The sequence below is a fragment of the Streptomyces sp. NPDC032940 genome, assembly GCF_040636935.1.
Lineage (GTDB): Bacteria > Actinomycetota > Actinomycetes > Streptomycetales > Streptomycetaceae > Streptomyces.
Genome location: NZ_JBEZVJ010000016.1, coordinates 58,362 through 83,510 on the forward strand (window position 1 = coordinate 58,362; position 25,149 = coordinate 83,510).

The 25,149-nt window shown below is 72.8% G+C and carries 22 protein-coding genes; 15 read left to right on the forward strand and 7 right to left on the reverse strand.

What is annotated here, in order from left to right:
• The first annotated feature begins 116 nt into the window (after positions 1-116).
• The 6 genes from pdhA (AB0E77_RS20300) (at position 117) to AB0E77_RS20325 (ending at position 7,208) form a co-directional block, all read left to right on the forward strand.
• Complete coding sequence (pdhA, locus tag AB0E77_RS20300; protein ID WP_361572555.1) at positions 117-1,262, forward strand: pyruvate dehydrogenase (acetyl-transferring) E1 component subunit alpha; 1,146 nt, start codon at positions 117-119, stop codon at positions 1,260-1,262.
• Positions 1,259-2,263, forward strand: a complete 1,005-nt coding sequence (locus tag AB0E77_RS20305) for an alpha-ketoacid dehydrogenase subunit beta (RefSeq protein ID WP_361572557.1) — start codon at positions 1,259-1,261, stop codon at positions 2,261-2,263. Before pdhA (AB0E77_RS20300) ends, AB0E77_RS20305 begins: the two co-directional genes overlap by 4 nt.
• Entirely contained in the window at positions 2,263-3,669 is a 1,407-nt protein-coding gene (locus tag AB0E77_RS20310) for a dihydrolipoamide acetyltransferase family protein (RefSeq protein ID WP_361572559.1), read from the forward strand. Before AB0E77_RS20305 ends, AB0E77_RS20310 begins: the two co-directional genes overlap by 1 nt.
• A gap of 79 nt (positions 3,670-3,748) precedes the next feature.
• A complete protein-coding gene (locus tag AB0E77_RS20315) occupies positions 3,749-4,714 on the forward strand; it encodes an NTP transferase domain-containing protein (protein WP_361572561.1) in 966 nt (321 codons plus the stop codon).
• Complete coding sequence (locus AB0E77_RS20320) at positions 4,711-6,114, forward strand: molybdopterin-binding protein (protein WP_361572563.1); 1,404 nt, start codon at positions 4,711-4,713, stop codon at positions 6,112-6,114. The genes AB0E77_RS20315 and AB0E77_RS20320 overlap by 4 nt, the downstream gene beginning before the upstream one ends.
• Positions 6,111-7,208, forward strand: a complete 1,098-nt coding sequence (locus tag AB0E77_RS20325) for a potassium channel family protein (RefSeq protein ID WP_361572565.1) — start codon at positions 6,111-6,113, stop codon at positions 7,206-7,208. The genes AB0E77_RS20320 and AB0E77_RS20325 overlap by 4 nt, the downstream gene beginning before the upstream one ends.
• 7 nt (positions 7,209-7,215) lie before the next feature.
• Here AB0E77_RS20325 and AB0E77_RS20330 read toward each other — a convergent pair whose 3' ends face one another.
• Entirely contained in the window at positions 7,216-8,064 is an 849-nt protein-coding gene (locus AB0E77_RS20330; RefSeq protein ID WP_361572567.1) for an ABC transporter permease, read from the reverse strand.
• Positions 8,061-9,065 carry an ATP-binding cassette domain-containing protein gene (locus tag AB0E77_RS20335; RefSeq protein ID WP_361572569.1) on the reverse strand — a complete coding sequence of 335 codons (1,005 nt, stop codon included), beginning with the start codon at positions 9,063-9,065 and terminating at the stop codon, positions 8,061-8,063. Before AB0E77_RS20335 ends, AB0E77_RS20330 begins: the two co-directional genes overlap by 4 nt.
• Positions 9,066-9,237: 172 nt before the next feature.
• On the opposite strand from AB0E77_RS20335, the gene AB0E77_RS20340 reads away from it, so the two are divergent.
• Positions 9,238-10,221, forward strand: a complete 984-nt coding sequence (locus tag AB0E77_RS20340; RefSeq protein WP_361572571.1) for an NAD(P)H-quinone oxidoreductase — start codon at positions 9,238-9,240, stop codon at positions 10,219-10,221.
• A 42-nt stretch (positions 10,222-10,263) separates the two neighbouring features.
• On the opposite strand, the gene AB0E77_RS20345 is transcribed toward AB0E77_RS20340, so the two are convergent.
• Positions 10,264-11,025, reverse strand: coding sequence for a hypothetical protein (locus tag AB0E77_RS20345; RefSeq protein ID WP_361572573.1), 762 nt, complete (start codon positions 11,023-11,025; stop codon positions 10,264-10,266).
• Between the two features lie 176 nt (positions 11,026-11,201).
• On the opposite strand from AB0E77_RS20345, the gene AB0E77_RS20350 reads away from it, so the two are divergent.
• Entirely contained in the window at positions 11,202-11,744 is a 543-nt protein-coding gene (locus AB0E77_RS20350; protein WP_361572575.1) for a bacterial proteasome activator family protein, read from the forward strand.
• Positions 11,745-11,820: 76 nt separating this feature from the next.
• Here the strand turns inward: AB0E77_RS20350 and AB0E77_RS20355 are convergent, their stop codons facing one another.
• On the reverse strand, positions 11,821-13,476 hold the full coding sequence (locus tag AB0E77_RS20355; protein WP_361572577.1) for a protein kinase: 1,656 nt from the start codon (positions 13,474-13,476) through the stop codon (positions 11,821-11,823).
• Positions 13,477-13,822: 346 nt separating this feature from the next.
• On the opposite strand from AB0E77_RS20355, the gene AB0E77_RS20360 reads away from it, so the two are divergent.
• Positions 13,823-15,442, forward strand: a complete 1,620-nt coding sequence (locus AB0E77_RS20360; RefSeq protein ID WP_361572579.1) for a protein kinase — start codon at positions 13,823-13,825, stop codon at positions 15,440-15,442.
• Between the two features lie 3 nt (positions 15,443-15,445).
• On the opposite strand, the gene AB0E77_RS20365 is transcribed toward AB0E77_RS20360, so the two are convergent.
• Positions 15,446-16,114 carry a response regulator transcription factor gene (locus tag AB0E77_RS20365; RefSeq protein WP_361572581.1) on the reverse strand — a complete coding sequence of 223 codons (669 nt, stop codon included), beginning with the start codon at positions 16,112-16,114 and terminating at the stop codon, positions 15,446-15,448.
• A gap of 322 nt (positions 16,115-16,436) precedes the next feature.
• Between AB0E77_RS20365 and pdhA (AB0E77_RS20370) the strand changes: the two genes are divergently transcribed.
• Genes pdhA (AB0E77_RS20370) through AB0E77_RS20380 form a run of 3 tightly spaced genes read left to right on the forward strand, consistent with a single transcriptional unit; the run spans position 16,437 to position 20,071 of the window.
• A complete protein-coding gene (gene pdhA, locus AB0E77_RS20370) occupies positions 16,437-17,666 on the forward strand; it encodes a pyruvate dehydrogenase (acetyl-transferring) E1 component subunit alpha (RefSeq protein ID WP_361572583.1) in 1,230 nt (409 codons plus the stop codon).
• Between the two features lies 1 nt (position 17,667).
• The gene (locus AB0E77_RS20375; protein ID WP_361572585.1) at positions 17,668-18,648 is read left to right on the forward strand and encodes an alpha-ketoacid dehydrogenase subunit beta; all 981 of its coding nucleotides are present in this window, start codon (positions 17,668-17,670) and stop codon (positions 18,646-18,648) included.
• A gap of 10 nt (positions 18,649-18,658) precedes the next feature.
• The gene (locus tag AB0E77_RS20380; protein WP_361572587.1) at positions 18,659-20,071 is read left to right on the forward strand and encodes a dihydrolipoamide acetyltransferase family protein; all 1,413 of its coding nucleotides are present in this window, start codon (positions 18,659-18,661) and stop codon (positions 20,069-20,071) included.
• A gap of 69 nt (positions 20,072-20,140) precedes the next feature.
• Here the strand turns inward: AB0E77_RS20380 and AB0E77_RS20385 are convergent, their stop codons facing one another.
• A complete protein-coding gene (locus AB0E77_RS20385; RefSeq protein ID WP_361572589.1) occupies positions 20,141-21,082 on the reverse strand; it encodes a D-alanyl-D-alanine carboxypeptidase in 942 nt (313 codons plus the stop codon).
• A gap of 223 nt (positions 21,083-21,305) precedes the next feature.
• Between AB0E77_RS20385 and AB0E77_RS20390 the strand changes: the two genes are divergently transcribed.
• Positions 21,306-21,956: a GntR family transcriptional regulator gene (locus AB0E77_RS20390; protein ID WP_361572591.1), complete on the forward strand. Its 651-nt coding sequence runs from the start codon at positions 21,306-21,308 to the stop codon at positions 21,954-21,956.
• A complete protein-coding gene (locus AB0E77_RS20395; protein WP_361572593.1) occupies positions 21,953-23,263 on the forward strand; it encodes an MFS transporter in 1,311 nt (436 codons plus the stop codon). The genes AB0E77_RS20390 and AB0E77_RS20395 overlap by 4 nt, the downstream gene beginning before the upstream one ends.
• Before the next feature lie 78 nt (positions 23,264-23,341).
• On the opposite strand, the gene AB0E77_RS20400 is transcribed toward AB0E77_RS20395, so the two are convergent.
• Positions 23,342-24,166 (reverse strand): maleylpyruvate isomerase family mycothiol-dependent enzyme, encoded by an 825-nt coding sequence (locus AB0E77_RS20400; protein ID WP_361572595.1) that lies wholly within the window; start codon positions 24,164-24,166, stop codon positions 23,342-23,344.
• A 188-nt stretch (positions 24,167-24,354) separates the two neighbouring features.
• Here AB0E77_RS20400 and AB0E77_RS20405 point away from each other — a divergent pair, with 188 nt between their 5' ends.
• Entirely contained in the window at positions 24,355-25,149 is a 795-nt protein-coding gene (locus AB0E77_RS20405; RefSeq protein ID WP_361572597.1) for a carbon-nitrogen family hydrolase, read from the forward strand.

Here is a 25,149-nt window from a genome sequence, read left to right on the forward strand (position 1 = left end):
TTGTCCACAGCCTGGGGGCGCCTGTAGCCAAAATGTGCCGGCGACCGAACAATCGGTAGGTGAGGCCCGTCACACCCGTGCCGGGCCCGAAGCCGCTCCCACGAGGAGGTGCCGTCATGACGGTCATGGAGCAGCGGGGCGCGTACCGGCCCACACCGCCGCCCGCCTGGCAGCCCCGTACCGACCCCGCGCCGCTGCTGCCCGACGCGGAGCCGTACCGCGTCCTCGGCACGAAGGCCGCCGAGCAGCTGGACCCCGAGCTGCTGCGCACGCTGTACGCCCGGCTGGTGAGCGGCCGGCGGTACAACACGCAGGCCACCGCCCTGACCAAGCAGGGCAGGCTCGCGGTCTACCCGTCCAGCACCGGCCAGGAGGCCTGCGAGGTCGCCGCCGCGCTGGCGCTCGAGGAGCGCGACTGGCTCTTCCCCAGCTACCGCGACACGCTCGCCGTCGTCGCCCGCGGAGTCGACCCCGTCGAGGCCCTCACCCTGCTGCGCGGTGACTGGCACACCGGCTACGACCCCTACGAGCACCGGGTCGCCCCCCTGTCCACGCCGCTCGCCACCCAGCTGCCGCACGCCGTGGGCCTCGCGCACGCCGCCCGGCTCAAGGGGGACGACGTGGTCGCCCTCGCCATGGTCGGCGACGGCGGCACCAGCGAGGGCGACTTCCACGAGGCGCTGAACTTCGCGGCCGTCTGGCAGGCCCCGGTCGTCTTCCTCGTGCAGAACAACGGCTTCGCGATCTCCGTGCCGCTCGCCAAGCAGACCGCCGCCCCGTCACTGGCCCACAAGGCCGTCGGCTACGGGATGCCCGGCCGCCTGGTCGACGGCAACGACGCGGCGGCCGTCCACGAGGTCCTCTCCGACGCCGTGCGCCGCGCCCGCGCGGGTGGCGGGCCCACGCTGGTGGAGGCGGTGACGTACCGCATCGACGCGCACACCAACGCCGACGACGCCACGCGCTACCGCGGCGACGCCGAGGTCGAGACCTGGCGCCGGCACGACCCCCTCGAGCTGCTGGAGCGGGAGCTGACCGAGCGCGGCCTGCTCGACGAGCAGGGCGTGTCGGCCGCCCGCGAGGCCGCCGAGGAGATGGCAGCCGACCTGCGCGCCCGCATGAACCAGGACGCGGAGCTCGACCCGATGGATCTCTTCGCGCACGTCTACGCCGAGCCCACCCCGCAGCTGTGCGAGCAGCGTGACCTGCTGCGCGCGGAGCTGGCGGCCGAGGCCGAGGCGCCCGAGGGGGGACACCGATGACCACCGTCGCCGTCAAGCCGGCCACCATGGCGCAGGCCCTCACGCGGGCGCTGCGCGACGCGATGGCCGCCGACCCGGCCGTGCACGTCATGGGCGAGGACGTGGGCGCCCTCGGCGGTGTCTTCCGGGTCACCGACGGGCTCGCCGCCGAGTTCGGCGAGGACCGCTGCACGGACACCCCACTCGCCGAGGCCGGCATCCTCGGCACCGCGGTCGGCATGGCGATGTACGGGCTGCGCCCGGTCGTGGAGATGCAGTTCGACGCCTTCGCCTACCCGGCGTTCGAGCAGGTCGTCAGCCATGTCGCCAAGATGCGCAACCGCACCCGCGGCAAGATGCCCCTCCCCCTGACCATCCGCGTGCCCTACGGCGGCGGCATCGGCGGCGTCGAGCACCACAGCGACTCGTCCGAGGCGTACTACATGGCGACTCCGGGGCTCCATGTCGTCACGCCCGCGACCGTCGCCGACGCCTACGGGCTGCTGCGCGCGTCCATCGCCTCCGACGACCCGGTGGTCTTCCTGGAGCCCAAGCGGCTCTACTGGTCGAAGGACACCTGGAACCCCGAGGAGCCGGCACCCGTTGAGCCCATAGGCCGCGCGGTGGTGCGGCGCTCGGGCCGGAGCGCCACGCTCATCACGTACGGGCCGTCGCTGGCCGTCTGCATGGAGGCGGCCGAGGCGGCCCGGGCCGAGGGCTGGGACCTCGAGGTCGTCGATCTGCGCTCCCTGGTGCCGTTCGACGACGAGACGGTGTGCGCCTCGGTGCGGCGGACGGGACGCGCGGTCGTCGTCCACGAGTCGGGCTCCTTCGGGGGCCCGGGCGGGGAGATCGCGGCCCGGGTCACGGAGCGCTGCTTCCACCATCTGGAGGCGCCGGTGCTGCGTGTGGCCGGGTTCGACGTCCCGTATCCGCCGCCGATGCTGGAGCGCCACCACCTGCCCGGTGTGGACCGGATCCTGGACGCCGTGGGGCGCCTGCAGTGGGAGGCCGAAAGCTGATGGCACAGGTGCTGGAGTTCAAGCTCCCCGACCTCGGTGAAGGGCTCACCGAGGCGGAGATCGTGCGCTGGCTGGTCGAGGTCGGTGACGTGGTCGCCGTCGACCAGCCGGTCGTCGAGGTCGAGACGGCCAAGGCGATGGTCGAGGTGCCCTGCCCGTACGGCGGTGTGGTCACCGCCCGTTTCGGCGAGGAGGGCACGGAGCTGCCCGTCGGTGCGCCGCTGCTGACGGTGGCGGTCGGTGAGGAGGCCTCCGGCGGGAGCGGCCGGCCTGCGGGCACCGGCGGTGAGAGCGCCGGGGAGCCGCCGGCCCGGCCCCGGGGCGAGCGCGCCGAGGGCTCGGGGAACGTCCTGGTCGGGTACGGCACCTCCGAGGCGCCCGCGCGGCGCCGCCGGGTACGCGCGGACGGACGGACGGTCACGGCGTCCCCCGCACCCTCCGCGTCCTCCGCGCCCGCGGTGGCGAACGGCCGGGTCCGTGCCGCCGAGCCGGTGGACGGGCCGGTCCCCGTGATCTCCCCGCTCGTGCGCAGGCTCGCCCGGCAGCACGACCTGGACCTGCGCGAGCTGACCGGCTCCGGCCCCGACGGGCTGATCCTGCGCGCGGACGTGGAGTACGCGCTGCGGGCCGCCGAGGCACAGGGCGGCCGGCCGGCGGCCCCGGAGACCGGCACGGCCCCGCACCCGGCGTCCGCACCGGTGGCAGGGGCGTCGCCGGCCGAGGTCCGCACCCCCCTCAAGGGCGTCCGGGGCGCCGTCGCCGACAAGCTCTCCCGCAGCCGGCGCGAGATACCGGACGCCACCTGCTGGGTGGACGCGGACGCGACGGAGCTGCTGCGGACCCGCGCGGCGATGAACGCGGCGGGCGGCCCGAAGATCTCCCTCGTCGCCCTGCTGGCCCGGATCTGCACGGCCGCGCTCGCCCGCTTCCCCGAGCTGAACTCCACCGTCGACACGGAGGCCCGGGAGATCGTCCGGTTCGGCCATGTCCACCTCGGCTTCGCCGCCCAGACGGACCGGGGCCTGGTCGTGCCCGTCGTCCGGGACGCGCACGCGCGCACCGCCGAGGACCTCACCGCCGAGTTCGCCCGGCTGACCGAGGCGGGCCGGGCCGGCCGGCTGACCCCCGGCGAGCTGACCGGCGGCACCTTCACGCTGAACAACTACGGCGTGTTCGGCGTCGACGGCTCCACGCCGATCATCAACCACCCCGAGGCCGCCATGCTCGGCGTCGGCCGCATCGTCCCCAAGCCGTGGGTGCACGAGGGTGAGCTGGCGGTGCGTCAGGTCGTCCAGCTGTCGCTCACCTTCGACCACCGGGTGTGCGACGGCGGCACGGCGGGCGGTTTCCTGCGGTACGTGGCGGACTGTGTGGAACAGCCGGCGGTGCTCCTGCGCACACTGTGACGGCGGTGCCCGCGCGCGGACTCCATTGCGCGGGCTCCCCCGCGTTCCCTGTGATCGCCCGGGCACGCATACTCGGGGGGTGACCGCGTACGAACCCCCGGGTGAGCCCGGCGCAGCCACCGGCCCCGCGCCGGGGACGGCCCCTGCCGTGTACGACGCCGTCGTGCTCGCCGGCGGGGCCGCCCGCAGGCTCGGCGGCGCGGACAAGCCCGGTCTGCGCGTGGGCGGACGGGCCCTGCTCGACCGGGTGCTCGCTGCCTGCGCCGGGGCCCGCACCACCGTCGTCGTCGCCGAACCCCGGCCCACCGCACGGCCGGTGACCTGGGCCCGCGAGGAGCCGCCCGGCGGCGGGCCCCTCGCCGCGCTCGCCGCCGGGCTGCGCCGCACCACGGCCGAGCACGTCGTGGTGGTCTCGGCCGACCTGCCGTTCCTCGCGGGGCCGGCCGTGGAAAGACTGACGGCGGCCCTCGCCGCGAGCGACGCCGACGGCGTGCTGCTCACGGACGCCGACGGCCGCGACCAGCCCCTCGTCGCCGCGTACCGCGCGTCGGCGCTGCGCCGCGGCCTGACCGCGGTCGCCGGCGACCGCGGGGAACTCACCGGGCTGCCGCTGCGCCGGCTGACCGCCGGTCTGCGTCTCACCCGCGTCCCCGACGCCGTCGCCTCCTTCGACTGCGACACCTGGGACGACATCGCCACCGCCAGGGCACGGATCAGGGAGCATGGGCACGTGTTGGATGAATGGATCTCCGCAGTCAAGGACGAGCTGGGCATCGACCTGGACGTCGACACCCGCGCCCTGCTCGACCTCGCCCGGGACGCCGCCCACGGGGTGGCCCGGCCCGCGGCTCCCCTGACCACCTTCCTCGTCGGCTACGCCGCCGCGCGGGCCGGGGGAGGTCCCGAGGCCGTCGCCGAGGCCGCCCGCAAGGCCGCCGCCCTCGCCCAGCGCTGGGCCGAGGAGGCCGCGGGCGCCGACTCCGCGAAGGGCAAGCCGGACGCGGCCCCCGACGCCACCCCCGACACCCGCCCGGGCGCCCGATGAACTCCCCCGGCACCCGGGCCGGCGAGGAGGCCGAAGACCTGGACGTCGAGGAGGCGCTCGCCCTCGTACGGGAGAGCCCGGGCCCGGCGTCCGCCCCGCACCACGGACCCGAGGCGCACGCCGGCGGTGACCGCGGTGACGCGCACCCCGGTCACCGCGCCGCCCCGCACCGGCCGGCGGAGCCCCGGCACCGTGCGACCCCGTGGCCCGAGGCCCGGTCGGCCGCCGAGCGCGCCGGACGGTCCGGCGCCCGCGCGAGCCGCCGCGCCCCGGTCTCCGTGCCGCTCGACGCCGCACTCGGGCTCACCCTGGCCGCCCCCCTCGCCGCCCTCACCGACCTGCCCTCCTTCGACACCTCCGCGATGGACGGCTGGGCGGTCGCCGGCCCGGGCCCCTGGACCGTGCGGGAGGAGGGCGTCCTGGCCGGGCACGCCGAGCCCGCGCCGCTCACCGACGGCGAGGCCGTCCGCATCGCCACCGGCGCCCGTGTCCCCCTGGACACCACCGCGGTCCTGCGCAGCGAGCACGGCCGCACCGACGAACGGGACCGTCTGCACCCCACCCGCGAGATCGTCCACGGCCAGGACATCCGCCCGCGCGGTCAGGAGTGCCGCAGCGGCGACCAGCTGCTGGCCGTCGGCACCCTCGTGACCCCGGCCGTCCTGGGCCTCGCGGCGGCCGCCGGATACGACACGCTGACCGTCGTTCCCCGCCCCCGTGTCGACGTCCTGGTGCTCGGCGACGAACTGCTCACCGAGGGCCTGCCGCACGACGGCCTCATCCGGGACGCGCTCGGCCCCATGCTGCCGCCCTGGTTGCGGGCCCTGGGCGCCGAGGTCGGCACGGTACGGCGGATCGGCGACGACGCCGACGCCCTGCACCGGGCCGTCACGACGTCCGAGGCCGACCTGATCGTGACGACCGGCGGCACCGCCGCGGGCCCCGTCGACCACGTCCACCCGACCCTGCGGCGTATCGGCGCCGAGCTGCTCGTGGACGGGGTGAAGGTGCGCCCCGGGCACCCCATGCTGCTGGCCCGCATCGCGGAGGGCCGTCACCTCGTCGGCCTGCCCGGCAACCCCCTCGCCGCCGTCTCCGGACTGCTCACGCTCGCCGAGCCGCTGCTGCGCACCCGCGCGGCCCGCCCGGCGCCGGAGCCGTACACGCTGCCGCTGCGGGACGGGGTGCACGGACACCCGTACGACACCCGGCTGGTCCCCGTCGTCCTGCGCGGTGAGGGTGCCGTGCCGCTGCACTACAACGGTCCGGCCATGCTGCGCGGCATCGCCGCGGCCGACGCCCTGGCCGTCGTGCCGCCGGGCGGGGTGCGGCCGGGAGAGGAGACCGAGTTGCTCGACCTGCCGTGGACCACCGGCGGAATCGGAGTGTGTTTCACGTGAAACTTCCGGGCCAGGACGCGATCGCCCGCCAGGCGGACGAGCACCTCGTGACCCATCGGGTGAAACTCCCGAGGAAGCTGGTCGAGCACCCGATCAGACAGGTCGGCAAGCGGCTGTCCCTGGCCCTGGTGGTCCTGCTGGCGACCGCGGTGATCGTCTATGCCGATCACGACGGGTACACCGACAACTCGGACGGCACCGTCGACCTCCTCGACGCCTTCTACTACGCCACCGTCACCCTCTCCACCACCGGGTACGGAGACATCACCCCGGTCAGCGATGCCGCCCGGCTGACCAACATCTTCGTCATCACGCCCCTGCGCGTGCTGTTCCTGATCATCCTGGTCGGCACCACGCTGGAAGCCCTCACCGAGCGCACTCGGGAGGAGTGGCGCCTGAACCGCTGGAGGTCCACCTTGCGCGATCACACCGTCGTCGTCGGCTTCGGGACGAAGGGGCGGTCGGCGATCGCGACCGTGTGCGCGACGGGCCTGCGCAAGGAGCAGGTCGTCGTGGTCGATCCCAGCGGCAAGGCGATCGACGCCGCGACGGCCCACGGATTCGCGGGCGTGGTCGGCGACGCGACGCGCAGCGATGTGCTGAACCGTGCCGAGGTGTTCCGGGCGAAGCAGATCATCATCGCCACCCAGCGCGACGACACCGCGGTCCTGGTGACGCTGACGGCCCGCCAGCTCAACCGCGCCGCGAAGATCGTGGTCGCGGTGCGGGAGGAGGAGAACGCCCCGCTGCTCAAGCAGTCCGGTGCGGACGCGGTGATCACCAGCGCGAGCGCCGCGGGCCGCCTGCTCGGACTCTCCGTGCTCAGCCCCGCCGCCGGCATGGTGATGGAGGACCTGATCAGCCAGGGCAGCGGGCTGGACCTCGTCGAACGGCCCGTCATAAAGGCGGAGGTGGGCAAGAGCCCGCGCGAGACGGAGGACCTGGTGGTGAGCGTCCTGCGCGGCCACCGGGTGCTCGGCTACGACGACCCGGCCGTCGGCACTCTGGAATTGACGGACCGTCTGATCACCATCGTCCGGGCGTCGCCGGCCACCCAGGTGGCCCCCGACGCCCGTCCGCTGCCCCGCGACTGACGACGGCCTACTTGCGGTTGTAGAGCCGCATGGTCACCGGCCCGAAGACCAGCAGGAACAGCGCCGCCCAGCCGAGCGTCCAGGCGATCTCGCCGCCCGGCCACTCACCCGCCATCAGCTCCCGAACCGCGGAGGCGAGGTGCGTGATCGGGCTGTTGTTGACGAACGCCTGGAGCCAGCCCGGCATGGTCCTCGGGTCGACGAAGACGTTGGACAGGAAGGTGAGCGGGAAGATCACCATCATGCTGACGCTCATCACGGACTTCTCGGTGCGCAGCATCAGCCCGAACATCGTCCAGATCCACGAGAAGGCGAACGAGAACACGAGCAGCAGCGCCACCCCGGCGACCACGCCGACGAAGCCGCCGTCCGGCCGGTAGCCGAGGAGCAGGCCCACGGCGAGCATGACGACCGACGCGATGGTGTAGCGCAGCGCGTCGCCGAGCAGATAGCCGACCATCGCCGACGGCCGCCAGATCGGCAGCGAGCGGAAGCGGTCGAAGACGCCCTTCTCGATGTCGATGTTCACCGAGACCCCGGTGTACATCGTGATCATCACGACCGACATCACCAGGATGCCCGGCAGCACGAACTGGATGTAGTCGCTCGGCGAACCCGCGAGCGCACCGCCGAAGAGGTACGTGAACATCAGCAGGTTCATGATCGGGAAGGCGGTGACGTCGAAGAGCTGCTCCGGCACGTGCTTGATCTTGAGGATCGCGCGCCAGCCGAAGGTCAGGGACGTCGACAGGGAGCTGGGCCGCGGTGGGCGTTCCTTGCCGACCAGCAGGGTCGCCAGCGACTCGGTGCTGACCGGGGCGAGTTCCTTGCTCTCGGTGCTCGTGACCGTGCTCACGCCGCCACCTCGTCCTTCGTGTCGCCACCGTGTCCGGTGTCATGGCCGGTCAGCGCCAGGAAGACCTCGTCGAGGCTGGGCTGCCCGAGGGAGAAGTTGTCCACCGTGATGCCGCTGCGGGCCAGCTCGCCCAGCGCCTTCGCGGCCTGGTCGGCCGCCGTGTCGCCGGTCGCCGCGCCGAGGCGGGCGGTGAGGGCCACCGGATCGGTTTCCAGCTGCACCTCGGCGCGGAGCAGGTCCCGCAGCACCCGTTCCGCCTCGGGCCGCCGGGCGGCGTCCCGCAGCCGCACATGGACGGACCCGGCGCCGACGGACGCCTTCAGCTCGCCCTTGGTCCCCTCGGCGATCACCCGGCCCTTGTCGATGACGGCGATCCGCGCCGCCAGCTGGTCGGCCTCGTCCAGGTACTGCGTGGTCAGCAGCACGGTGGTGCCCTGGGCGACGACCGCGCGGACGATGTCCCACACCTGGTTGCGGCTGCGCGGGTCGAGCCCGGTCGTCGGCTCGTCGAGGAAGAGCAGGTCGGGGGTGTTGAGGATGGACGCGGCGATGTCGATCCGGCGCCGCATGCCGCCCGAGTAGTGCTTGACCTGCCTCCCGGCGGCGTCCGTCAGCCCGAAGGCCTCCAGCAGCCGCTCACCCCGCTCCCGCGCGGCCTTCTTGCCGTGTCCGAGGAGCCGGCCCAGCAGGATCAGGTTCTCCGTGCCGGTGAGGTCCTCGTCCACGGACGCGTACTGGCCGGTGAGGCTGACCCGGCCGCGCACCTCGTCGGCCTCGCGCACCACGTCGTGGCCGAAGACGTGGGCCCGGCCGCCGTCTGGCCGCAGCAGGGTGGCGAGCATCTTCACCGTGGTGGTCTTGCCGGCGCCGTTGGGCCCGAGGACGCCGTACACCGTGCCGGCGGGCACCGCGAGGTCCACCCCGTCCACGGCCCGGGTCTCGCCGAACGTCTTCACGAGGCCCGCGGTCTCGATCGCCAGGCCCGACGTGTGTGTGCTCATACGTGGTGGTCCTTCCGCGCTCTTGGGCTACGCATGGGAAGACCTTTACCGTCGCGCAAACTCATCGGTCCCGCACGGGCTTTTCCGTCGGTCGGGACCAAAGGCGGACGCGGGTGCGACCACCGACGTGGTCCGCAGGCCGGTCCGGGGGCCGGGGAGTAGCGTCGGCCCCATGCGTGCGATCACTATTTCCGAACCCGGAGGCCCCGAGGCGCTGGTCTGGACCGAGGTCCCCGACCCGGTGCCCGGCGAGGGCGAGGTCCTGGTCGAGGTGACGGCCGGCGCCGTCAACCGGGCCGACATCATGCAGCGCCAGGGCTTCTACGACCCGCCGCCCGGCGCCTCCCCCTACCCCGGCCTGGAGTGCTCCGGGCGCATCGCCGCGCTCGGCCCCGGGGTGTCGGGCTGGTCCGTCGGCGACGAGGTGTGCGCCCTGCTCTCCGGCGGCGGCTACGCCGAGAAGGTCGCCGTCCCGGCCGGTCAGCTGCTGCCCGTCCCCGAGGGCGTCGGCCTCAAGGAGGCGGCGGCCCTGCCCGAGGTGGTCTGCACGGTCTGGTCGAACGTCTTCATGGTGTCCCACCTGCGCCCCGGCGAGACGCTGCTCGTGCACGGCGGCTCCAGCGGCATCGGCACCATGGCGATCCAGCTCGGCAAGGCCGTCGGTGCGAAGGTCGCCGTGACCGCGGGCACCGAGGAGAAGCTGGAGCGCTGCGCCGAGCTGGGCGCCGACATCCTGGTCAATTACCGCCAGCAGGACTTCGTCGCCGAGGTGAAGGAGGCCACCGGCGGGGCCGGTGCCGACGTCATCCTGGACAACATGGGCGCCAAGTACCTGGACCGCAACGTGCAGGCCCTCGCCGTCAACGGGCGGCTGTCGATCATCGGCATGCAGGGCGGCCGGAAGGGCGAGCTGAACATCGGCGCGCTCCTCGCCAAGCGCGGCGCCGTCAGCGCGACCTCGCTGCGGGCCCGGCCGCCGGCGGAGAAGGCGGCCATCGTGGCGGCCGTGCGCGAACACGTCTGGCCGCTGATCGCCGGCGGCCATGTCCGCCCGGTCGTCGACCGTGAGCTCCCGATGAGCGACGCGGCCACGGCGCACCGGGTCGTGGAGGAGAGCGGCCACATCGGCAAGGTGCTGCTGGTCGCGGCGCCTTAGCCGGACCAGCCGAACCGGCCGTGGGGCCGTACGCCGGCCGTCCTACACACCGCCGCGGCGCAGCCGGAGGCCGACGAAGGCCAGGGCCAGCCCGAGGCCGACGAGGACCAGCCCGCTGCCCAGGGGCAGGACCTTCAGGACGGGCCCGGCGGCCCCCTCGGTCCGCGCGGCGGACGTCGGTTCGGACCGTGGCGGGGCCGTCGCGGGCGGCAGGGTGGTCTCCCCGGGCGGGACGGCGGCGGCCGGACTGCCGGCGCGGTCGGGGAGGCCCCTGCCGCCGACGTCCTGCTGGTCGGTGCGGCCCTTCACGCCGTTGTCCGGTGTCTTCTGCGTCTCCGGCCGCCCCGGCCGCTGCCGGCCCTCGCCCGCCCTGCTGCCCGCCCGGGAGGGTTCGGTGCCCGGCGAGGAGGCGGACGGGGCCGGTTTCGAGCGGACGGGGGAGGGCGAGGCCGACCGGTGGCCGGCGTCGGACGCGGGACCGGACGGCGAGCGGCCCTTCTCGCCGCGGGGGGCGTGGACGGTCGCGGAGGCGGCGGACGAGGGACGTGTGCCGTGGCCGTCCGGACGACGCGGGCCGTCGGGTCGGCCGGACCCCGCCGGACGCTCCAGGTGCTCCGCGAGGCCGGGACGGTCGGGATCGCCGGGCGCGTCCGGCCCGGACCCCGCCGCCCGGCCCGCGGCGGACGCCGGCACCGGGGCGGAGGGGGACGCCACGGCCCCCGCCGCTCCGGGGGACATCAGCACGGCCGCCCCCAGAACCCCCGCCAGTCCCGTCGCGCGCAGGGTGCGCAGCCATGGAGTCACGTGGGTGACCCCCTCCCGGTGAGCAGTCGCCAAAACCAACGGTCGTCGAAAAATCGACGCATCAAGATTCACACCTACCCGCCTTCCGGGCATTCCGGACTCCGCCGTTCGCGGTGGATCACGCTTCTCCGGGGGCACCACACGGATGCGGCACAGGGGTGCGAGAGAATGGCGGTATGGAGATGCCGAGGAACGACAGGTCGCCGGAGAATCCCCAGATCCTGGTCGTCGGCCAGGACGGAATGGCGCTTGGCGGGGGCGGTGACGGGGACGGGGAGTCCCGCGAGATCCCGGTGACGGAGCAGGTGGAGCAGCCTGCGAAGGTCATGAGGATCGGCAGCATGATCAAGCAGCTGCTGGAGGAGGTGCGTGTCGCCCCCCTGGACGAGGCCAGCCGCGTCCGGCTCAAGGAGATCCACGCCAGCTCCGTGAAGGAGCTCGAGGACGGCCTCGCCCCCGAGCTGGTCGAGGAGCTGGAGCGCCTCTCCCTCCCCTTCACGGACGACGGGACGCCCACCGACGCGGAACTGCGGATCGCGCAGGCCCAGCTGGTCGGCTGGCTGGAGGGCCTGTTCCACGGGATCCAGACCACCCTGTTCGCGCAGCAGATGGCCGCGCGGGCGCAGCTGGAGCAGATGCGCCGCGCCCTCCCGCCGGGCGCGGGCCACGACGGCGAGGAGCCCCACCCGGGCGCCCGCTCGGGCGGCCCCTACCTGTAGGCCGGCCGTCAGGACGTACGAACGGCCGAAGGGCCCGGCAGCACCTGCTGCCGGGCCCTTCGCCGTGCGTGCGGGGTCAGGACGACGGGGGGTTGCCCGTCGACACCTTGAGCTGGATCTCCGGCACCTTGTCCTGGTCGACGTCCGTACCGGCCTCGGGGAACTGGTCCCTGACCGAGCCCTCGCCGTAGGTGTTCTCGTCGACCTCCACGATCTTCATCGTCCAGCCGGCGGCCTGGAAGCACTCCTTGACCGAGCCGATGTACTTGAAGGTGAAGTCGGGCACCCGGATCTTGTCGGGGTCGTTGTACGACTCCTCGGGCTCCGTGCACTCGTCCTTCTCGATCTTCTTCGTCGTGTCCGGACCGCGGTAGCCCTCCGCCTTGGTCGCCGACGCGGAGGCGCTGGCGCTGCCGCCGCCCTTGGCCTCCGGATCGTCGTCGCCACCGCCGTTCATCAGCAGCGCCGCGATCAGACCGCCCACCGCCAGCACGGCGACGATCGCCGAGCCCAGGATCACCGTCCTGTTGCTCTTGCCGCCGCCCGAGGAGCCGGAACTCTGGGGCTGGGGCGAGATGGTGTACGGCGGCGGCGTCTGCGCGCCCTGCTGCGGCGTGTACGCCGACGCGGCCGGCGTCGGGTAGCCGCCCTGCTGCGGATAGCCGTACGCCGGGGAGGGCGCCGCCGGCGCCGGGGTGCCGTACGGGTGCGGCGCGGGCGTCGGCTGGTACGGGGTCTGGACGTGGCCCGCGGGCGCCTGGCCGGTCTGGTCGACCGGCGGGAACACCGCGGAGCCCACCCCCGAGCCGCTCGGCGTGTGCGCGCCCGGGACGATGCTCGGCGGGGCGGCCTGGAAGGAGGCCGCCACCCGCAGACACTCGTCGCGCATGGCCTCGGCGCTCGGGAAGCGCTCGTTGGGGTTCTTCTTCAGCGCGCGGGCCACCAGCGCGTCCACGGCCGGCGGCAGGGCGCGGTTGACCGTCGAAGGAGCCACCGGCTCCTCCTGCACATGCGCGTAGGCGATGGCCAGCGGCGAGTCCGCGTCGAACGGCAGCCGTCCGGTGACCAGTTGGAACAGCATGATGCCGACCGAGTACAGGTCGGAGCGGGCGTCCACACCGCGGCCGAGGGCCTGTTCCGGCGAGAGGTACTGCGGGGTGCCGACGACCATGCCGGTCTGCGTCATCGAGGTGACGCCGGACTGCATGGCGCGGGCGATGCCGAAGTCCATCACCTTGACCACGCCGCGCTTGGTCATCATCACGTTGCCCGGCTTGATGTCCCGGTGGACCAGGCCCATCTCGTGGCTGATCTCCAGGGCCGCCAGCACGTCCGCGGTGATCTTCAGCGCCTTGTCGGCGGGCATCGCGCCGAACTGGCGGACGTCCTCGTCGAGCACCGAGCCGAGCGGCCGGCCCTCGACGTACTCCATGACGATGTACGGCATCGTCGCGCCGTCCAGATCGTCCTCGCCGGTGTCGAAGACCGACACGATGTTGGTGTGCGTGAGCTTGGCCACGGCCTGGGCCTCGCGGCGGAAACGCTCACGGAAGGCCTGTTCCCGGCCCAGCTCGGTGTGCAGCGTCTTGATCGCGACCTGGCGGTCCAGCACCGAGTCGTACGCCAGGTGTACCGAGGCCATGCCGCCCTCGCCGAGCAAGTCGCGCAGCTGGTAGCGGCCACCGGCGAGTGCCCGCCCCGCGTACCGGCCCTGTCCGGCGTCCTGGCTCATGTCTCTGCTTCCCCCGTAGGCGCCGGCGGCAGCGGCAGCGGCGCGAGCGCGTGGTGATCGAAAGTGCTATTCCCGGCCAAGTCTGCCCCAGGGCACCGACACGTCAAGCGCGGTGCCCGTTCCGTGACCGTACGCGAAAGAAGCGTCGCGCAAGCGTTACAGCGGGAGTACGGCCGGTACACAGAATTTGCACGACAGTACGGAACCAGGGTTTCATGGCCGGTCCGTCTCGATGCCGGTCCCGGCGCCCATCTCGGACCGGAGGCCCCTGCGAAGGCTGTAGCGTGGCCGACGGAGACCGTAACAACACCGCGCGCACCGCGGGCAGAAACGACGGCGAGGACTGATGGCACAGCAGCAGCGCGCCCAGGGCCCGTCCGAACCCGAGGCTACTGGCGGCGGTATGGCTGACGCACCGGAGACCTGGGGCAACGGCGGGCTGGTCGGCGACGGCCGGTACCGGCTGACCCGCAGGCTCGGGCGGGGCGGCATGGCCGAGGTGTTCGCCGCCGAGGACGTCCGCCTCGGCCGCACCGTGGCGGTCAAGCTGCTGCGCCCCGACCTCGCCGAGGACCCGGTCTCCAAGGCGCGCTTCACGCGCGAGGCGCAGTCGGTGGCCGGGCTCAACCACCATGCCATCGTCGCCGTGTACGACTCCGGCGAGGACTTCGTCGGCGGCCAGTCCGTGCCGTACATCGTGATGGAGATCGTCGAGGGGCGCACCATCCGCGACCTCCTCCTCAACGCGGAGGCGCCCGGCCCCGAGCAGGCGCTGATCATCGTCTCGGGCGTCCTGGAGGCACTCGCCTACTCGCACCAGCACGGCATCGTGCACCGCGACATCAAGCCGGCCAACGTCATCATCACGCACAACGGCGCGGTGAAGGTGATGGACTTCGGCATCGCCCGCGCCCTGCACGGCGCGTCCACGACGATGACGCAGACCGGCATGGTCATGGGCACCCCGCAGTACCTCTCCCCGGAGCAGGCCCTCGGCAAGGCTGTCGACCACCGCTCCGACCTGTACGCGACGGGCTGCCTGCTGTACGAACTCCTCGCGCTGCGTCCTCCGTTCACCGGCGAGACCCCGCTGTCGGTGGTCTACCAGCACGTCCAGGACATCCCGACGCCCCCGTCCGAGGTCTCCGACGCGGTCCCGCCGGAGCTGGACGGCCTCGTCATGCGCTCGCTGGCCAAGGAGCCCGACGACCGCTTCCAGACCGCCGAGGAGATGCGCGGCCTGGTCCAGTACGGGCTCCAGATGCTGTACGAGCAGGGCGGCCACACCGGCACCTGGAACACCGGCCCGGTCGGCATGCACGACGGCCGGCACACCCCGGCGGCCGGGTTGGCGGGCACGACGGTGCTGCCGCACCCCGACCACGGCTCCGGCACCACGCAGATCCCCCAGCAGATCCTGCCGGGCGGCTACGGCGGTGGCGACGACGGCGGCTTCGAGGGCCACGGCAACCGGGGCAGCGGCCGGGGCAAGATGTGGGTCCTGGCCGTCCTCGCGGTGATCGCGGTCGTCGCGGGCGTCGCGCTGGCCCTCAACAACGGTGGTGGCGGCGGGGGCGGTGGCTCGAAGACCACCCCGACACCCACCACCTCGCAGAGCACCGAGGACGATCAGACCAGTTCGTCGCCGAGCGACGAGGCGACCGAGGAGAGCTCCGACCCGGACGGGGACGAGAACCAGGACGGCGGTGGCGGCACCGGCGGCGACTGGGAGCAGTCCTACACTCCGTCCTACACGCCGTCACAGACCGCGTCGGAGGAGCCGACGGGCGACCCGACCGACGGGCAGACGGAGCCGTCCACGCCGACGGACGGTGGCGAGCCCTCGGACGGTGGCGAACCGACGGACGGCGGTGAGCCGACCGGTGGCGGTGAGCCGACCGGCGGTGCCGGTGAGCCGACCGGCGGCTCGACCGGCGGCGTTTTGGACCCCGTGGGCGGCAACTGACCGTCACAGACGGTCGGCGGAGCCCTCCGCCTGCAGGCGGGCCACGTAGGCGGCCGCCTGGGAGCGCCGCTGCATGCCGAGTTTGGACAGCAGGCTCGAGACGTAGTTCTTGATCGTCTTCTCGGCAAGGTGCAGCCGTTCGCCGATCGCCCGGTTGGTGAGCCCCTCGCCGATCAGCTCCAGGATGCGGCGCTCCTGCTCGGTGAGGCGGGCCAGCCGGTCGTCGCCCCGGGCGCCTCCGTCGCGCAGCCGCTCCAGCACGCGCGCGGTGGCCGCCGGGTCGAGCAGCGACCTCCCGGCGGCGACGTCCCGCACGGCGGACAGCAGCTCGGCGCCCCGGATGTCCTTGAGGACGTAACCGGAGGCGCCCGCCATGATCGCGTCGAAGAGGGCCTCGTCGTCGGCGAACGACGTGAGCATCAGGCACCGGACCGAGTCGTCGTGCGAGCGGATCTCCCGGCAGACCTCCACACCGCTGCCGTCCGGGAGCCGGACGTCGAGCACCGCCACGTCCGGACGGGTGGCGACGACCCGGGCGAGCGCGTCGGCCGCCGTGCCGGCCTCGCCGACGACCTCGATGTCGGCCTCGCCCGCCAGCAGCTCGTGCACACCCCGACGGACGACCTCATGGTCGTCGAGGAGAAATACCCGTATTTTTCCGTCTTCGTGCACGCGCTCAGTGTCACACACCAGCTCTTCCCGTGCCCGGGGTGGCCGGGATAACGTGCCGTTGTTCCGGCCCCCTGCAAGGCTGTGACCAGGAAAACTTCCCCGCTTTGCCGATTTACTTGGAAATCCGAGTAAAAACGCAGGTCAGGAGGGGTTTCACAGAAATGTGGAGCACTGGGTAACGTGCCTTTTGCAGGGACGCTCGCCGGGGCACCTGTCACGCCTGTCCCGACCGGGCCGCACCCACCCTGTGCGACCGACGGGCCACAGGTGAGCCGCACTGGCGCCCGGCGAACCCGGGGGCCGGACCGACGGAGGAGCACACGTGACCGTGGAGAGCACTGCCGCGCGCAAGCCGCGACGCAGCGCCGGAAGCAAGGCAGCCGGTACCGCCGGCTCCGAGGCCGGCACCACCGGCGCCAAGCGCACCACCCGTACCACCCGCACGGCTGCCGGGAAGGGCTCCGCGACGGAGCTCGTGCAGCTGCTGACGCCCGAGGGCAAGCGCGTCAGGAAGCCGGCCTACGCGGAGTACGCCGAGTACGTCGCCGGCATCACCCCCGAAGAGCTGCGCGGCCTGTACCGCGACATGGTGCTCACCCGGCGCTTCGACGCCGAGGCCACCGCGCTGCAGCGCCAGGGCGAGCTGGGCCTGTGGGCCTCGCTGCTGGGCCAGGAGGCCGCCCAGATCGGCTCCGGCCGCGCCACCCGCGAGGACGACTACGTCTTCCCCACCTACCGCGAGCACGGCGTCGCCTGGTGCCGCGGGGTGGATCCGACCAACCTGCTCGGCATGTTCCGCGGCGTGAACAACGGCGGCTGGGACCCCAACAGCAACAACTTCCACCTCTACACCATCGTCATCGGCTCCCAGGCGCTGCACGCCACGGGCTACGCGATGGGGGTCGCCAAGGACGGCGCGGACTCGGGCGTCATCGCCTACTTCGGCGACGGCGCCTCCAGCCAGGGCGACGTCAGCGAGGCGTTCAACTTCGCCGCGGTCTACAACGCCCCGGTGATCTTCTTCTGCCAGAACAACCAGTGGGCTATCTCGGAGTCCAACGAGAAGCAGACCCGCGTGCCGCTGTACCAGCGCGCCCAGGGCTTCGGCTTCCCCGGCGTCCGGGTCGACGGCAACGACGTGCTGGCCTGTCTGGCGGTCACCCGGTGGGCCCTGGAGCGCGCCCGGCACGGCGAGGGCCCGGCGCTGATCGAGGCGTACACGTACCGCATGGGCGCCCACACCACCTCGGACGACCCGTCCCGCTACCGGCACGACGACGAGCGCGCCGCCTGGGAGGCGAAGGACCCGATCCTGCGCCTGCGCCGCTATCTGGAGTCCGCAAACCACGCGGACGAGGGATTCTTCGCGGAACTGGAGGCGGAGAGCGAGGCGTTGGGCAAACGAGTGCGCGAAGTGGTCCGTGCCATGCCCGACCCGGACCGGTTCGCCATCTTCGAGAACGTGTACGCGGACGGGCACGCGCTCGTCGACGAGGAGCGCGCCCAGTTCGCCGCCTACCAGGCGTCGTTCGCAGAGGCCGAGGGGGTCTGACATGGCAGCGGAAAAGATGGCGCTGGCCAAGGCGATCAACGAGTCGCTGCGCCGTGCGCTGGAGTCGGACCCCAAGGTCCTGATCATGGGTGAGGACGTCGGCAAGCTCGGCGGCGTCTTCCGCGTCACCGACGGGCTGCAGAAGGACTTCGGCGAGGACCGGGTCATCGACACCCCGCTGGCCGAGTCCGGCATCGTCGGCACCGCCATCGGCCTGGCCCTGCGCGGCTACCGCCCGGTGGTGGAGATCCAGTTCGACGGCTTCGTCTTCCCGGCCTACGACCAGATCGTCACGCAGCTGGCGAAGATGCACGCCCGCTCGCTCGGCAAGGTCAAGATGCCGGTCGTCATCCGCATCCCCTACGGCGGCGGCATCGGGGCGGTCGAGCACCACTCCGAGTCCCCCGAGGCGCTGTTCGCGCACGTGGCGGGCCTGAAGGTGGTCTCCCCGTCGAACGCCGAGGACGCCTACTGGATGATGCAGCAGGCCATCCAGAGCGACGACCCGGTGATCTACTTCGAGCCCAAGCGGCGCTACTGGGACAAGGCCGCGGTCGACACCGAGGCGATCCCGGGCCCGCTGCACAAGGCGCGCGTCGTCCGTGAGGGCGCCGACCTCACCCTGGCCGCCTACGGCCCGATGGTGAAGCTCTGCCAGGAGGTCGCCGACGCGGCGGCCGAGGAGGGCCGGTCCCTGGAGGTCGTGGACCTGCGTTCCATCTCCCCGGTGGACTTCGACACCGTCCAGGCGTCGGTGGAGAAGACCCGCCGCCTGATCGTGGTCCACGAGGCGCCGGTCTTCCTGGGCTCGGGCGCGGAGATCGCGGCGCGGATCACCGAGCGCTGCTTCTACCACCTGGAGGCCCCGGTGCTCCGGGTCGGCGGCTACCACGCGCCGTACCCGCCGGCCCGCCTGGAGGAGGAGTACCTGCCCGACCTGGACCGGGTGCTGGACGCCGTCGACCGCTCGCTGGCGTACTGAGGAGAGGGCGTTGACGACGATGACTGAAGGCTCCGTCCGCGAGTTCAAGATGCCCGACGTGGGCGAGGGACTCACCGAGGCCGAGATCCTCAAGTGGTACGTCCAGCCCGGTGACACGGTCACCGACGGACAGATCGTGTGCGAGGTCGAGACGGCCAAGGCAGCGGTCGAACTGCCCATTCCGTACGACGGTGTGGTCCGCGAGCTGCACTTCCCCGAGGGCACCACGGTCGACGTGGGCACCTCGATCATCGCGGTCGCCGTCGGCGACGGAGCGGCCGCAGCCGCCCCGGCGCAGGAGGCCGCGCCGGCAGCGGCCGAGGTACCGGCAGCGGACGAGGCGGAGGAGAAGAAGCCGGAGGGCCGCCAGCCGGTCCTCGTCGGGTACGGAGTGGCCACCTCCTCGACCCGCCGCCGGCCGCGCAAGAGCCCGGATGCCCCGGCCCAGGAGGCGTCGGCCGCGATCCAGGCCGAGATGAACGGCCACGGGCCGGTCACCCGCGAGCGCCCGCTGGCCAAGCCGCCGGTGCGCAAGCTGGCCAAGGACCTCGGCGTCGACCTGGCGACGGTGGTCCCCTCCGGCCCCGACGGCGTCATCACGCGCGAGGACGTGCACGCGGCGGTGACGGCCGCCACCGCGCCGGCCGAGACGCCCGAGGAGGCCCCCGTCGCCGCCACGCCGGCGCCCGCGGCCCCGGCGCCCGCGGTGTCGTACGACACGGCCCGCGAGACCCGTACTCCCGTCAAGGGCGTGCGGAAGGCGACGGCGGCGGCGATGGTCGGCTCGGCGTTCACCGCGCCGCACGTCACCGAGTTCGTGACGGTCGACGTGACGCGGACGATGAAGCTGGTCGAGGAGCTGAAGCAGGACAAGGAGTTCACGGGCCTGCGGGTGAACCCGCTCCTGCTGATCGCCAAGGCCCTGCTGGTCGCGATCAGGCGCAATCCGGACATCAACGCGTCCTGGGACGAGGCGGCGCAGGAGATCGTGGTCAAGCACTACGTGAACCTGGGCATCGCCGCCGCGACCCCGCGCGGCCTGATCGTGCCGAACATCAAGGACGCCCACGCCAAGACACTGCCGCAGCTCGCCGAGTCGCTGGGCGAGCTGGTGTCGACGGCCCGGGAGGGCAGGACGTCCCCGGCCGCCATGCAGGGCGGCACGGTGACCATCACCAACGTCGGCGTCTTCGGCGTCGACACCGGCACGCCGATCCTCAACCCCGGCGAGTCCGCGATCCTCGCGGTCGGCGCGATCAAGCTCCAGCCGTGGGTGCACAAGGGCAAGGTGAAGCCACGTCAGGTCACGACCCTGGCGCTGAGCTTCGACCACCGCCTGGTCGACGGCGAGCTGGGCTCCAAGGTCCTCGCCGACGTGGCGGCGGTCCTGGAACAGCCGAAGCGTCTGCTCACCTGGGCGTGACGCCCCGCTGACGGAGGAGAGGGAACCGCGCGTCCCGCCACGGGGCGCGCGGTTCCGTCGTCCCGGGTGTCAGCCCGCCTTGGCGAAGCCGTAGTTCAGCAGCTGTGTCGCGTCCTTGGCGCGCTGGGTCGAGGACGTGGAGGCCAGCACGGTGCCGATCACCGTCTTTCCCTTGCGGGTCGCGGCGAAGACCAGGCAGTACTTGGCCTCCGGGCCCGAGCCGGTCTTGACGCCGGTCGTGCCGCTGTAACTGCCGAGCAGCGTGTTGGTGTTGGTCCACGCCGCCATCGTGCGGGTGCCGCCGCTCTTCGTCGTCGTCCTCGCCGTGTACTTCTTGGTCTTGACGATCGTGCGGAAGACCGAGTTCTTCATCGCGCTGCTCGCGAGCTTCGTCAGGTCGCGCGGCGTCGAGTAGTTGGTGCCGTTGCCGATGCCGTCGAACGAGTCGAAGTGCGTGTTCTTCAGGCCGAGGCTCTTGGCCTGCGCGTTCATCTTGCCGATGAACGACTTCACCCGCTCCGCCCGTGTCCTGCCCGTGCCGAACGTGTCGGCCAGCGCGTAGGCCGCGTCACAGCCGGACGGCAGCATCAGCCCGTACAGCAGCTGCCGGACCGTCACCTTGTCGCCGACGATCAGGCGGGCGGAGGAGGCGTTCTTCGAGACGATGTAGTCGCTGTAGGCCATCTGGATCGTGACCTTGGCGTCCAGGTTCAGCCTGGGCTGGGAGAGCACGACCTTGGCGGTCATGATCTTGGTCGTGGACCCGGTGGAGCGCCTGGTGTCCGCGGCCTTGGTGTAGAGGGCCGCGCCCGTCGCGTCGTTCATCACGAAGCCGCCCTTGGCCGCGATCGAGGGCACGGCGGCGGCCCGCGCGGGGGCGGACGCGGCCTGTGCGGGGGCGGCGGCCTGTGCGGGCGCGGTGGTGAGGGCTCCGGACGCGAGCACGGCGCCGGTGGTCACGGCCACGGCGACGGCCCGGCGGAGACGGATGCCCTGAATGCCGTTTCTCAAGAGGGATACCCCGATTGTTGTGAAATGCCCGATGGTGCGGCCCTGTTGTGGTCGGTCCCGTCGTGGTCCCGTCGTGGTCGAACCAGCATGGGCCGCGCCTGTGGGACACGTGAAGGGGGCGGACGGTTGCGCTGCCCGCGGACCCTTCCCTCGGACGGGTGACCGGGCGTCCGGATGGTGGACGTAGTCCCTCTTGCGTCCCTGTTGTATCTATCCTGTGGCCATGACCATGGCCGTGAAGCAACCACCCGCCGCCGACCGCGTGTACGCCCACGTCAAGCAGGCCGTCCTCGAGCGCCGTTACGAGGGTGGGACGCTGCTCACCGAGGGCGAGCTCGCCGAGGCCGTGGGCGTCTCGCGCACCCCGGTGCGGGAGGCCCTGCTCCGGCTCGAGGTCGAGGGGCTGATCCGGCTCTATCCGAAGAAGGGCGCGCTGGTCCTGCCCGTCTCCGCCCAGGAGATCGCGGACGTCGTGGAGACCCGGCTGCTGGTCGAGGAGCACGCGGCGCGCAAGGCCGTACCCGCCCCGCCCGGGCTCGTCGAACGGCTGGCGGAACTGCTCGCCCGTCAGCGTGAGCAGGCGGCCGCCGGTGATTACGCCGGAGCCTCAGTCACCGACCGCTGCTTCCACGCCGAGATCGTCCGCAGCGGCGGCAACGAGATCCTCTCCCGGCTCTACGACCAGCTCCGCGACCGCCAGTTGCGCATGGGCGTCGCCGTCATGCACTCCCACCCGGACCGGATCGCCAAGACGCTCGCCGAGCACGAGGAGATCCTCGACGCGCTGCGTTCCGGGGACGCGGAGGCGGCCGTCGGCGTGGTCCACCGGCACGTGGGCTGGTTCTCGCACCTGGCGCGGGGTGAGGTCCGATGAGTTCCGCCGCACCGGGCAGGCACACCCTGCCGGGCGACCCGCCCGGCGGGCGGCGCGCGATGGCCGTCTGGGGCATCGGCGTCGCCGTCTACTTCGTCGCCGTCATCTTCCGTACGTCCCTGGGCGTGGCCGGCCTCGACGCGGCCGACCGCTTCCACGTCAACGCCTCCGCCCTGTCCACGTTCTCCATCCTCCAGCTGCTGGTCTACGCCGGCATGCAGATACCCGTCGGCCTGCTGGTCGACCGGCTCGGCACGAAGAAGGTGCTGGGGATCGGCGCCGTCCTGTTCACGGCGGGGCAGCTGGGCTTCGCCTTCTCGCCGACGTACGGCACCGCGCTCGCCTCACGGGCGCTGCTGGGCTGCGGCGACGCGATGACGTTCATCAGTGTGCTGCGGCTCGGCACCCGCTGGTTCCCGGCCCGGCGCGGGCCGATGGTCGCCCAGCTCGCCGGGCTGGTCGGCATGGCGGGCAACCTGGTCTCCACGCTGGTCCTGGCCCGGCTGCTCCACGGCATCGGCTGGACGGCGGCCTTCGCGGGCAGCGCGCTCGCCGGTGCGGTCGTCCTGGTCCTGCTGGTGCTCTTCCTCAAGGACCACCCCGACGGGTACGAGCCCGAGCCGGTGTCGCACCAGGGGGCCGCGTACGTACGGCGGCAGATCGCCGCGTCCTGGCGGGAGCCCGGCACCCGGCTGGGGCTGTGGGTGCACTTCACCACCCAGTTCCCGGCGATGGTCTTCCTGCTGCTGTGGGGCCTGCCGTTCCTCGTGGAGGCCCAGGGGCTGTCCCGGGGGACGGCGGGCGGGCTGCTCACCCTCGTGGTGCTGTCCAACATGACGGTCGGTCTGGTCTACGGCCAGATCATCGCCCGGCACCACGGGGCGCGGCTGCCGCTGGCGCTCGGCACGGTGGGCGCGACGGCGGTCCTGTGGGCGGCGACGCTGGCCTATCCGGCGGAGCACGCGCCGATGTGGCTGCTGGTCGTGCTGTGCACGGTGCTCGGCGCGTGCGGGCCGGCGTCGATGATCGGCTTCGACTTCGCGCGGCCGGCCAATCCGCCGGAGCGGCAGGGGACGGCGTCCGGGATCACGAACATGGGGGGCTTCGTGGCGTCGATGACCACGTTGTTCGCGATCGGGGTGCTGCTGGACGCGACGGGGGACGACTACGGAGTGGCGTTCTCGTCGGTGTTCGTGTTGCAGGCGGTGGGGGTGACGCAGATCCTGCGGTTGCGGAAGCGGGCGGCGCTGCGGGAGCGGGAGCGGTCGGTGGCCAGCCGGGTGGAGACGGTGCACGTGCCGGTGTAGGCACCGGGTGCCGGGGCGGGGGTGGGTCGCGTGGCCCGGCGCCGCCGGGGTGCCCCTGCGCCCACCCGTGCCCCGCAGCTACGGGGTGACGACGAAGTTGCGCAGGATCGCCGCCGTCAGGTCCGGGTCGCCCTCCGTCTTGATGCGGTCCGTGACCGCCTCCGGGGTCACGCGGCCGCAGGCCAGGCGGACGTAGGTCTCCCAGTCGAGGGCGAGGGTGGCGGCCGGGCCGAGGGCGGGGGCCGTCTCGAGGGTGCCGCGGCCCTGGATGTCGACGCGGATCGTGCGCAGGAACTCGACGGGGCCGTGGACGTCGAAGACGACCGCCGAGCTGCGCGGCGCGTCCGCGCGCTCGGCGACGACGCCCGGCAGCTCGGCGAGCAGCACGTCACGGGCGACGAGCGCGCCGGGGGAGTCGAGGTTTCCGGGGCGGCCGAGTGCGGTGCGCAGGTCCTGCTCGTGCGCCCACACGGCGAACGCGTGCCGGCGCATGGACTCCTCCAGCGTCAGCTCGGTGCCCATCGGGCCGCGCACCTTGGTGCCAGGATCCCGCGACTCGTTCCGCAGCTGCCGGTTGCGCCGGATGATCATGTACTCGAGCTCGGAGGTGATCTCGGGCGCCGTGTGGTGACGGCGGACGTCGACCTGCATCTCCATGTACCGCTGGTGCTCGTTGGTGACGTGGAACAGGTCCCGCGGGAGCGTGTGGATCGGGCGCGGGTCGCCGAGCATCTCGGAGTCCAGGCCCATGACGTGCGAGACGACGTCCCGCACCGACCAGCCCGGGCAGGGGGTGCGGCGGTTCCACTCTGCATCCACAAGCGGCTGGACCAGCTCGGATATCGCCTCGATGGAGTGAGTCCAGGCGTCGGCGTAGGGCTGGAGGGTGGGATGCAGACTCACGGAACGGGACCCCTCGGCGGTCGGTACACGGGCAGGTTCTGGCGGCGGTGCCAGTGGGAGGTGGCTGCGGCTGCGGTCGGCGGGCGTCTTGGGACGCTAAGTTACGCTGCTGTGCGGCACCCCGGCAGTGCTTTCGTGTGACGATCGTAGGCCCGAGTGGACGGCTCGAATGCCAGGACGGTGGTAGTGTGCGCGCCTCTTTGATGCAAATCTCCGTGAACGAGGACGAAACGGTCGAAGCGCGTCGTGCGCGCGTGGCCGGCCTCGTACGGGAACAGGCGGGCGCCGACCTCGTCGTGCTGCCGGAACTGTGGACCACGGGCGCGTTCGCCTTCGAGGAGTTCGACGCGCAGGCCGAGCCGCTCCAGGGCCCGACGTACGAGGCGATGGCCAAGGCGGCGAGCGACGCGGGGGTGTGGCTGCACGCGGGGTCCGTCCCCGAGCGCGCCCCCGACGGACGGCTCTACAACACCTCCCTCGTCTTCTCCCCCGCCGGCGACCTGGCCGCCTCCTACCGCAAGATCCACCGCTTCGGCTTCGACAAGGGCGAGGCCGTGCTGATGGGGGCGGGCGACGAGCTGGTGACGGTCCGTCTGCCGGAGACGACCCTGGGCGTGGCGACCTGCTACGACCTGCGCTTCCCCGAGCTCTTCCGCGGCCTCGTCGACGCCGGTGCCGAGACCCTCGTGGTCCCGGCGGGCTGGCCGGAGCGCCGCCGGTCCCACTGGACGCTGCTGGCCCGGGCGCGCGCGGTGGAGAACCAGGCGTTCGTCCTCGCCTGCGGAACGGCCGGGACGCACGCCGGGGTCCCGCAGGCCGGTCACTCGATCGTGGTCGACCCGTGGGGCGAGGTGCTGGCGGAGGCGGGCGCCGGCGAGGAGGTTCTCGTCGTGGAGTTCGACCCGGCGAAGGTGGCGCGGACCCGGGAGCAGTTCCCGGCCCTGAAGGACCGCGTCCTCGGCCTGGACACGCCGCGGCGCTAG

Coding starts and splice junctions, on each gene's coding strand:
- AB0E77_RS20335 (WP_361572569.1), bottom strand. CDS start 9,065: ATGAGCACACACACGTCGGGCCTGGCGATCGAGACCGCGGGCCTCGTG.
- pdhA (WP_361572555.1), top strand. CDS start 117: ATGACGGTCATGGAGCAGCGGGGCGCGTACCGGCCCACACCGCCGCCC.
- AB0E77_RS20360 (WP_361572579.1), top strand. CDS start 13,823: ATGGCACAGCAGCAGCGCGCCCAGGGCCCGTCCGAACCCGAGGCTACT.
- AB0E77_RS20340 (WP_361572571.1), top strand. CDS start 9,238: ATGCGTGCGATCACTATTTCCGAACCCGGAGGCCCCGAGGCGCTGGTC.
- AB0E77_RS20395 (WP_361572593.1), top strand. CDS start 21,953: ATGAGTTCCGCCGCACCGGGCAGGCACACCCTGCCGGGCGACCCGCCC.
- AB0E77_RS20375 (WP_361572585.1), top strand. CDS start 17,668: ATGGCAGCGGAAAAGATGGCGCTGGCCAAGGCGATCAACGAGTCGCTG.
- AB0E77_RS20390 (WP_361572591.1), top strand. CDS start 21,306: ATGACCATGGCCGTGAAGCAACCACCCGCCGCCGACCGCGTGTACGCC.
- AB0E77_RS20355 (WP_361572577.1), bottom strand. CDS start 13,476: ATGAGCCAGGACGCCGGACAGGGCCGGTACGCGGGGCGGGCACTCGCC.
- AB0E77_RS20320 (WP_361572563.1), top strand. CDS start 4,711: ATGAACTCCCCCGGCACCCGGGCCGGCGAGGAGGCCGAAGACCTGGAC.
- AB0E77_RS20305 (WP_361572557.1), top strand. CDS start 1,259: ATGACCACCGTCGCCGTCAAGCCGGCCACCATGGCGCAGGCCCTCACG.
- AB0E77_RS20310 (WP_361572559.1), top strand. CDS start 2,263: ATGGCACAGGTGCTGGAGTTCAAGCTCCCCGACCTCGGTGAAGGGCTC.
- AB0E77_RS20350 (WP_361572575.1), top strand. CDS start 11,202: ATGGAGATGCCGAGGAACGACAGGTCGCCGGAGAATCCCCAGATCCTG.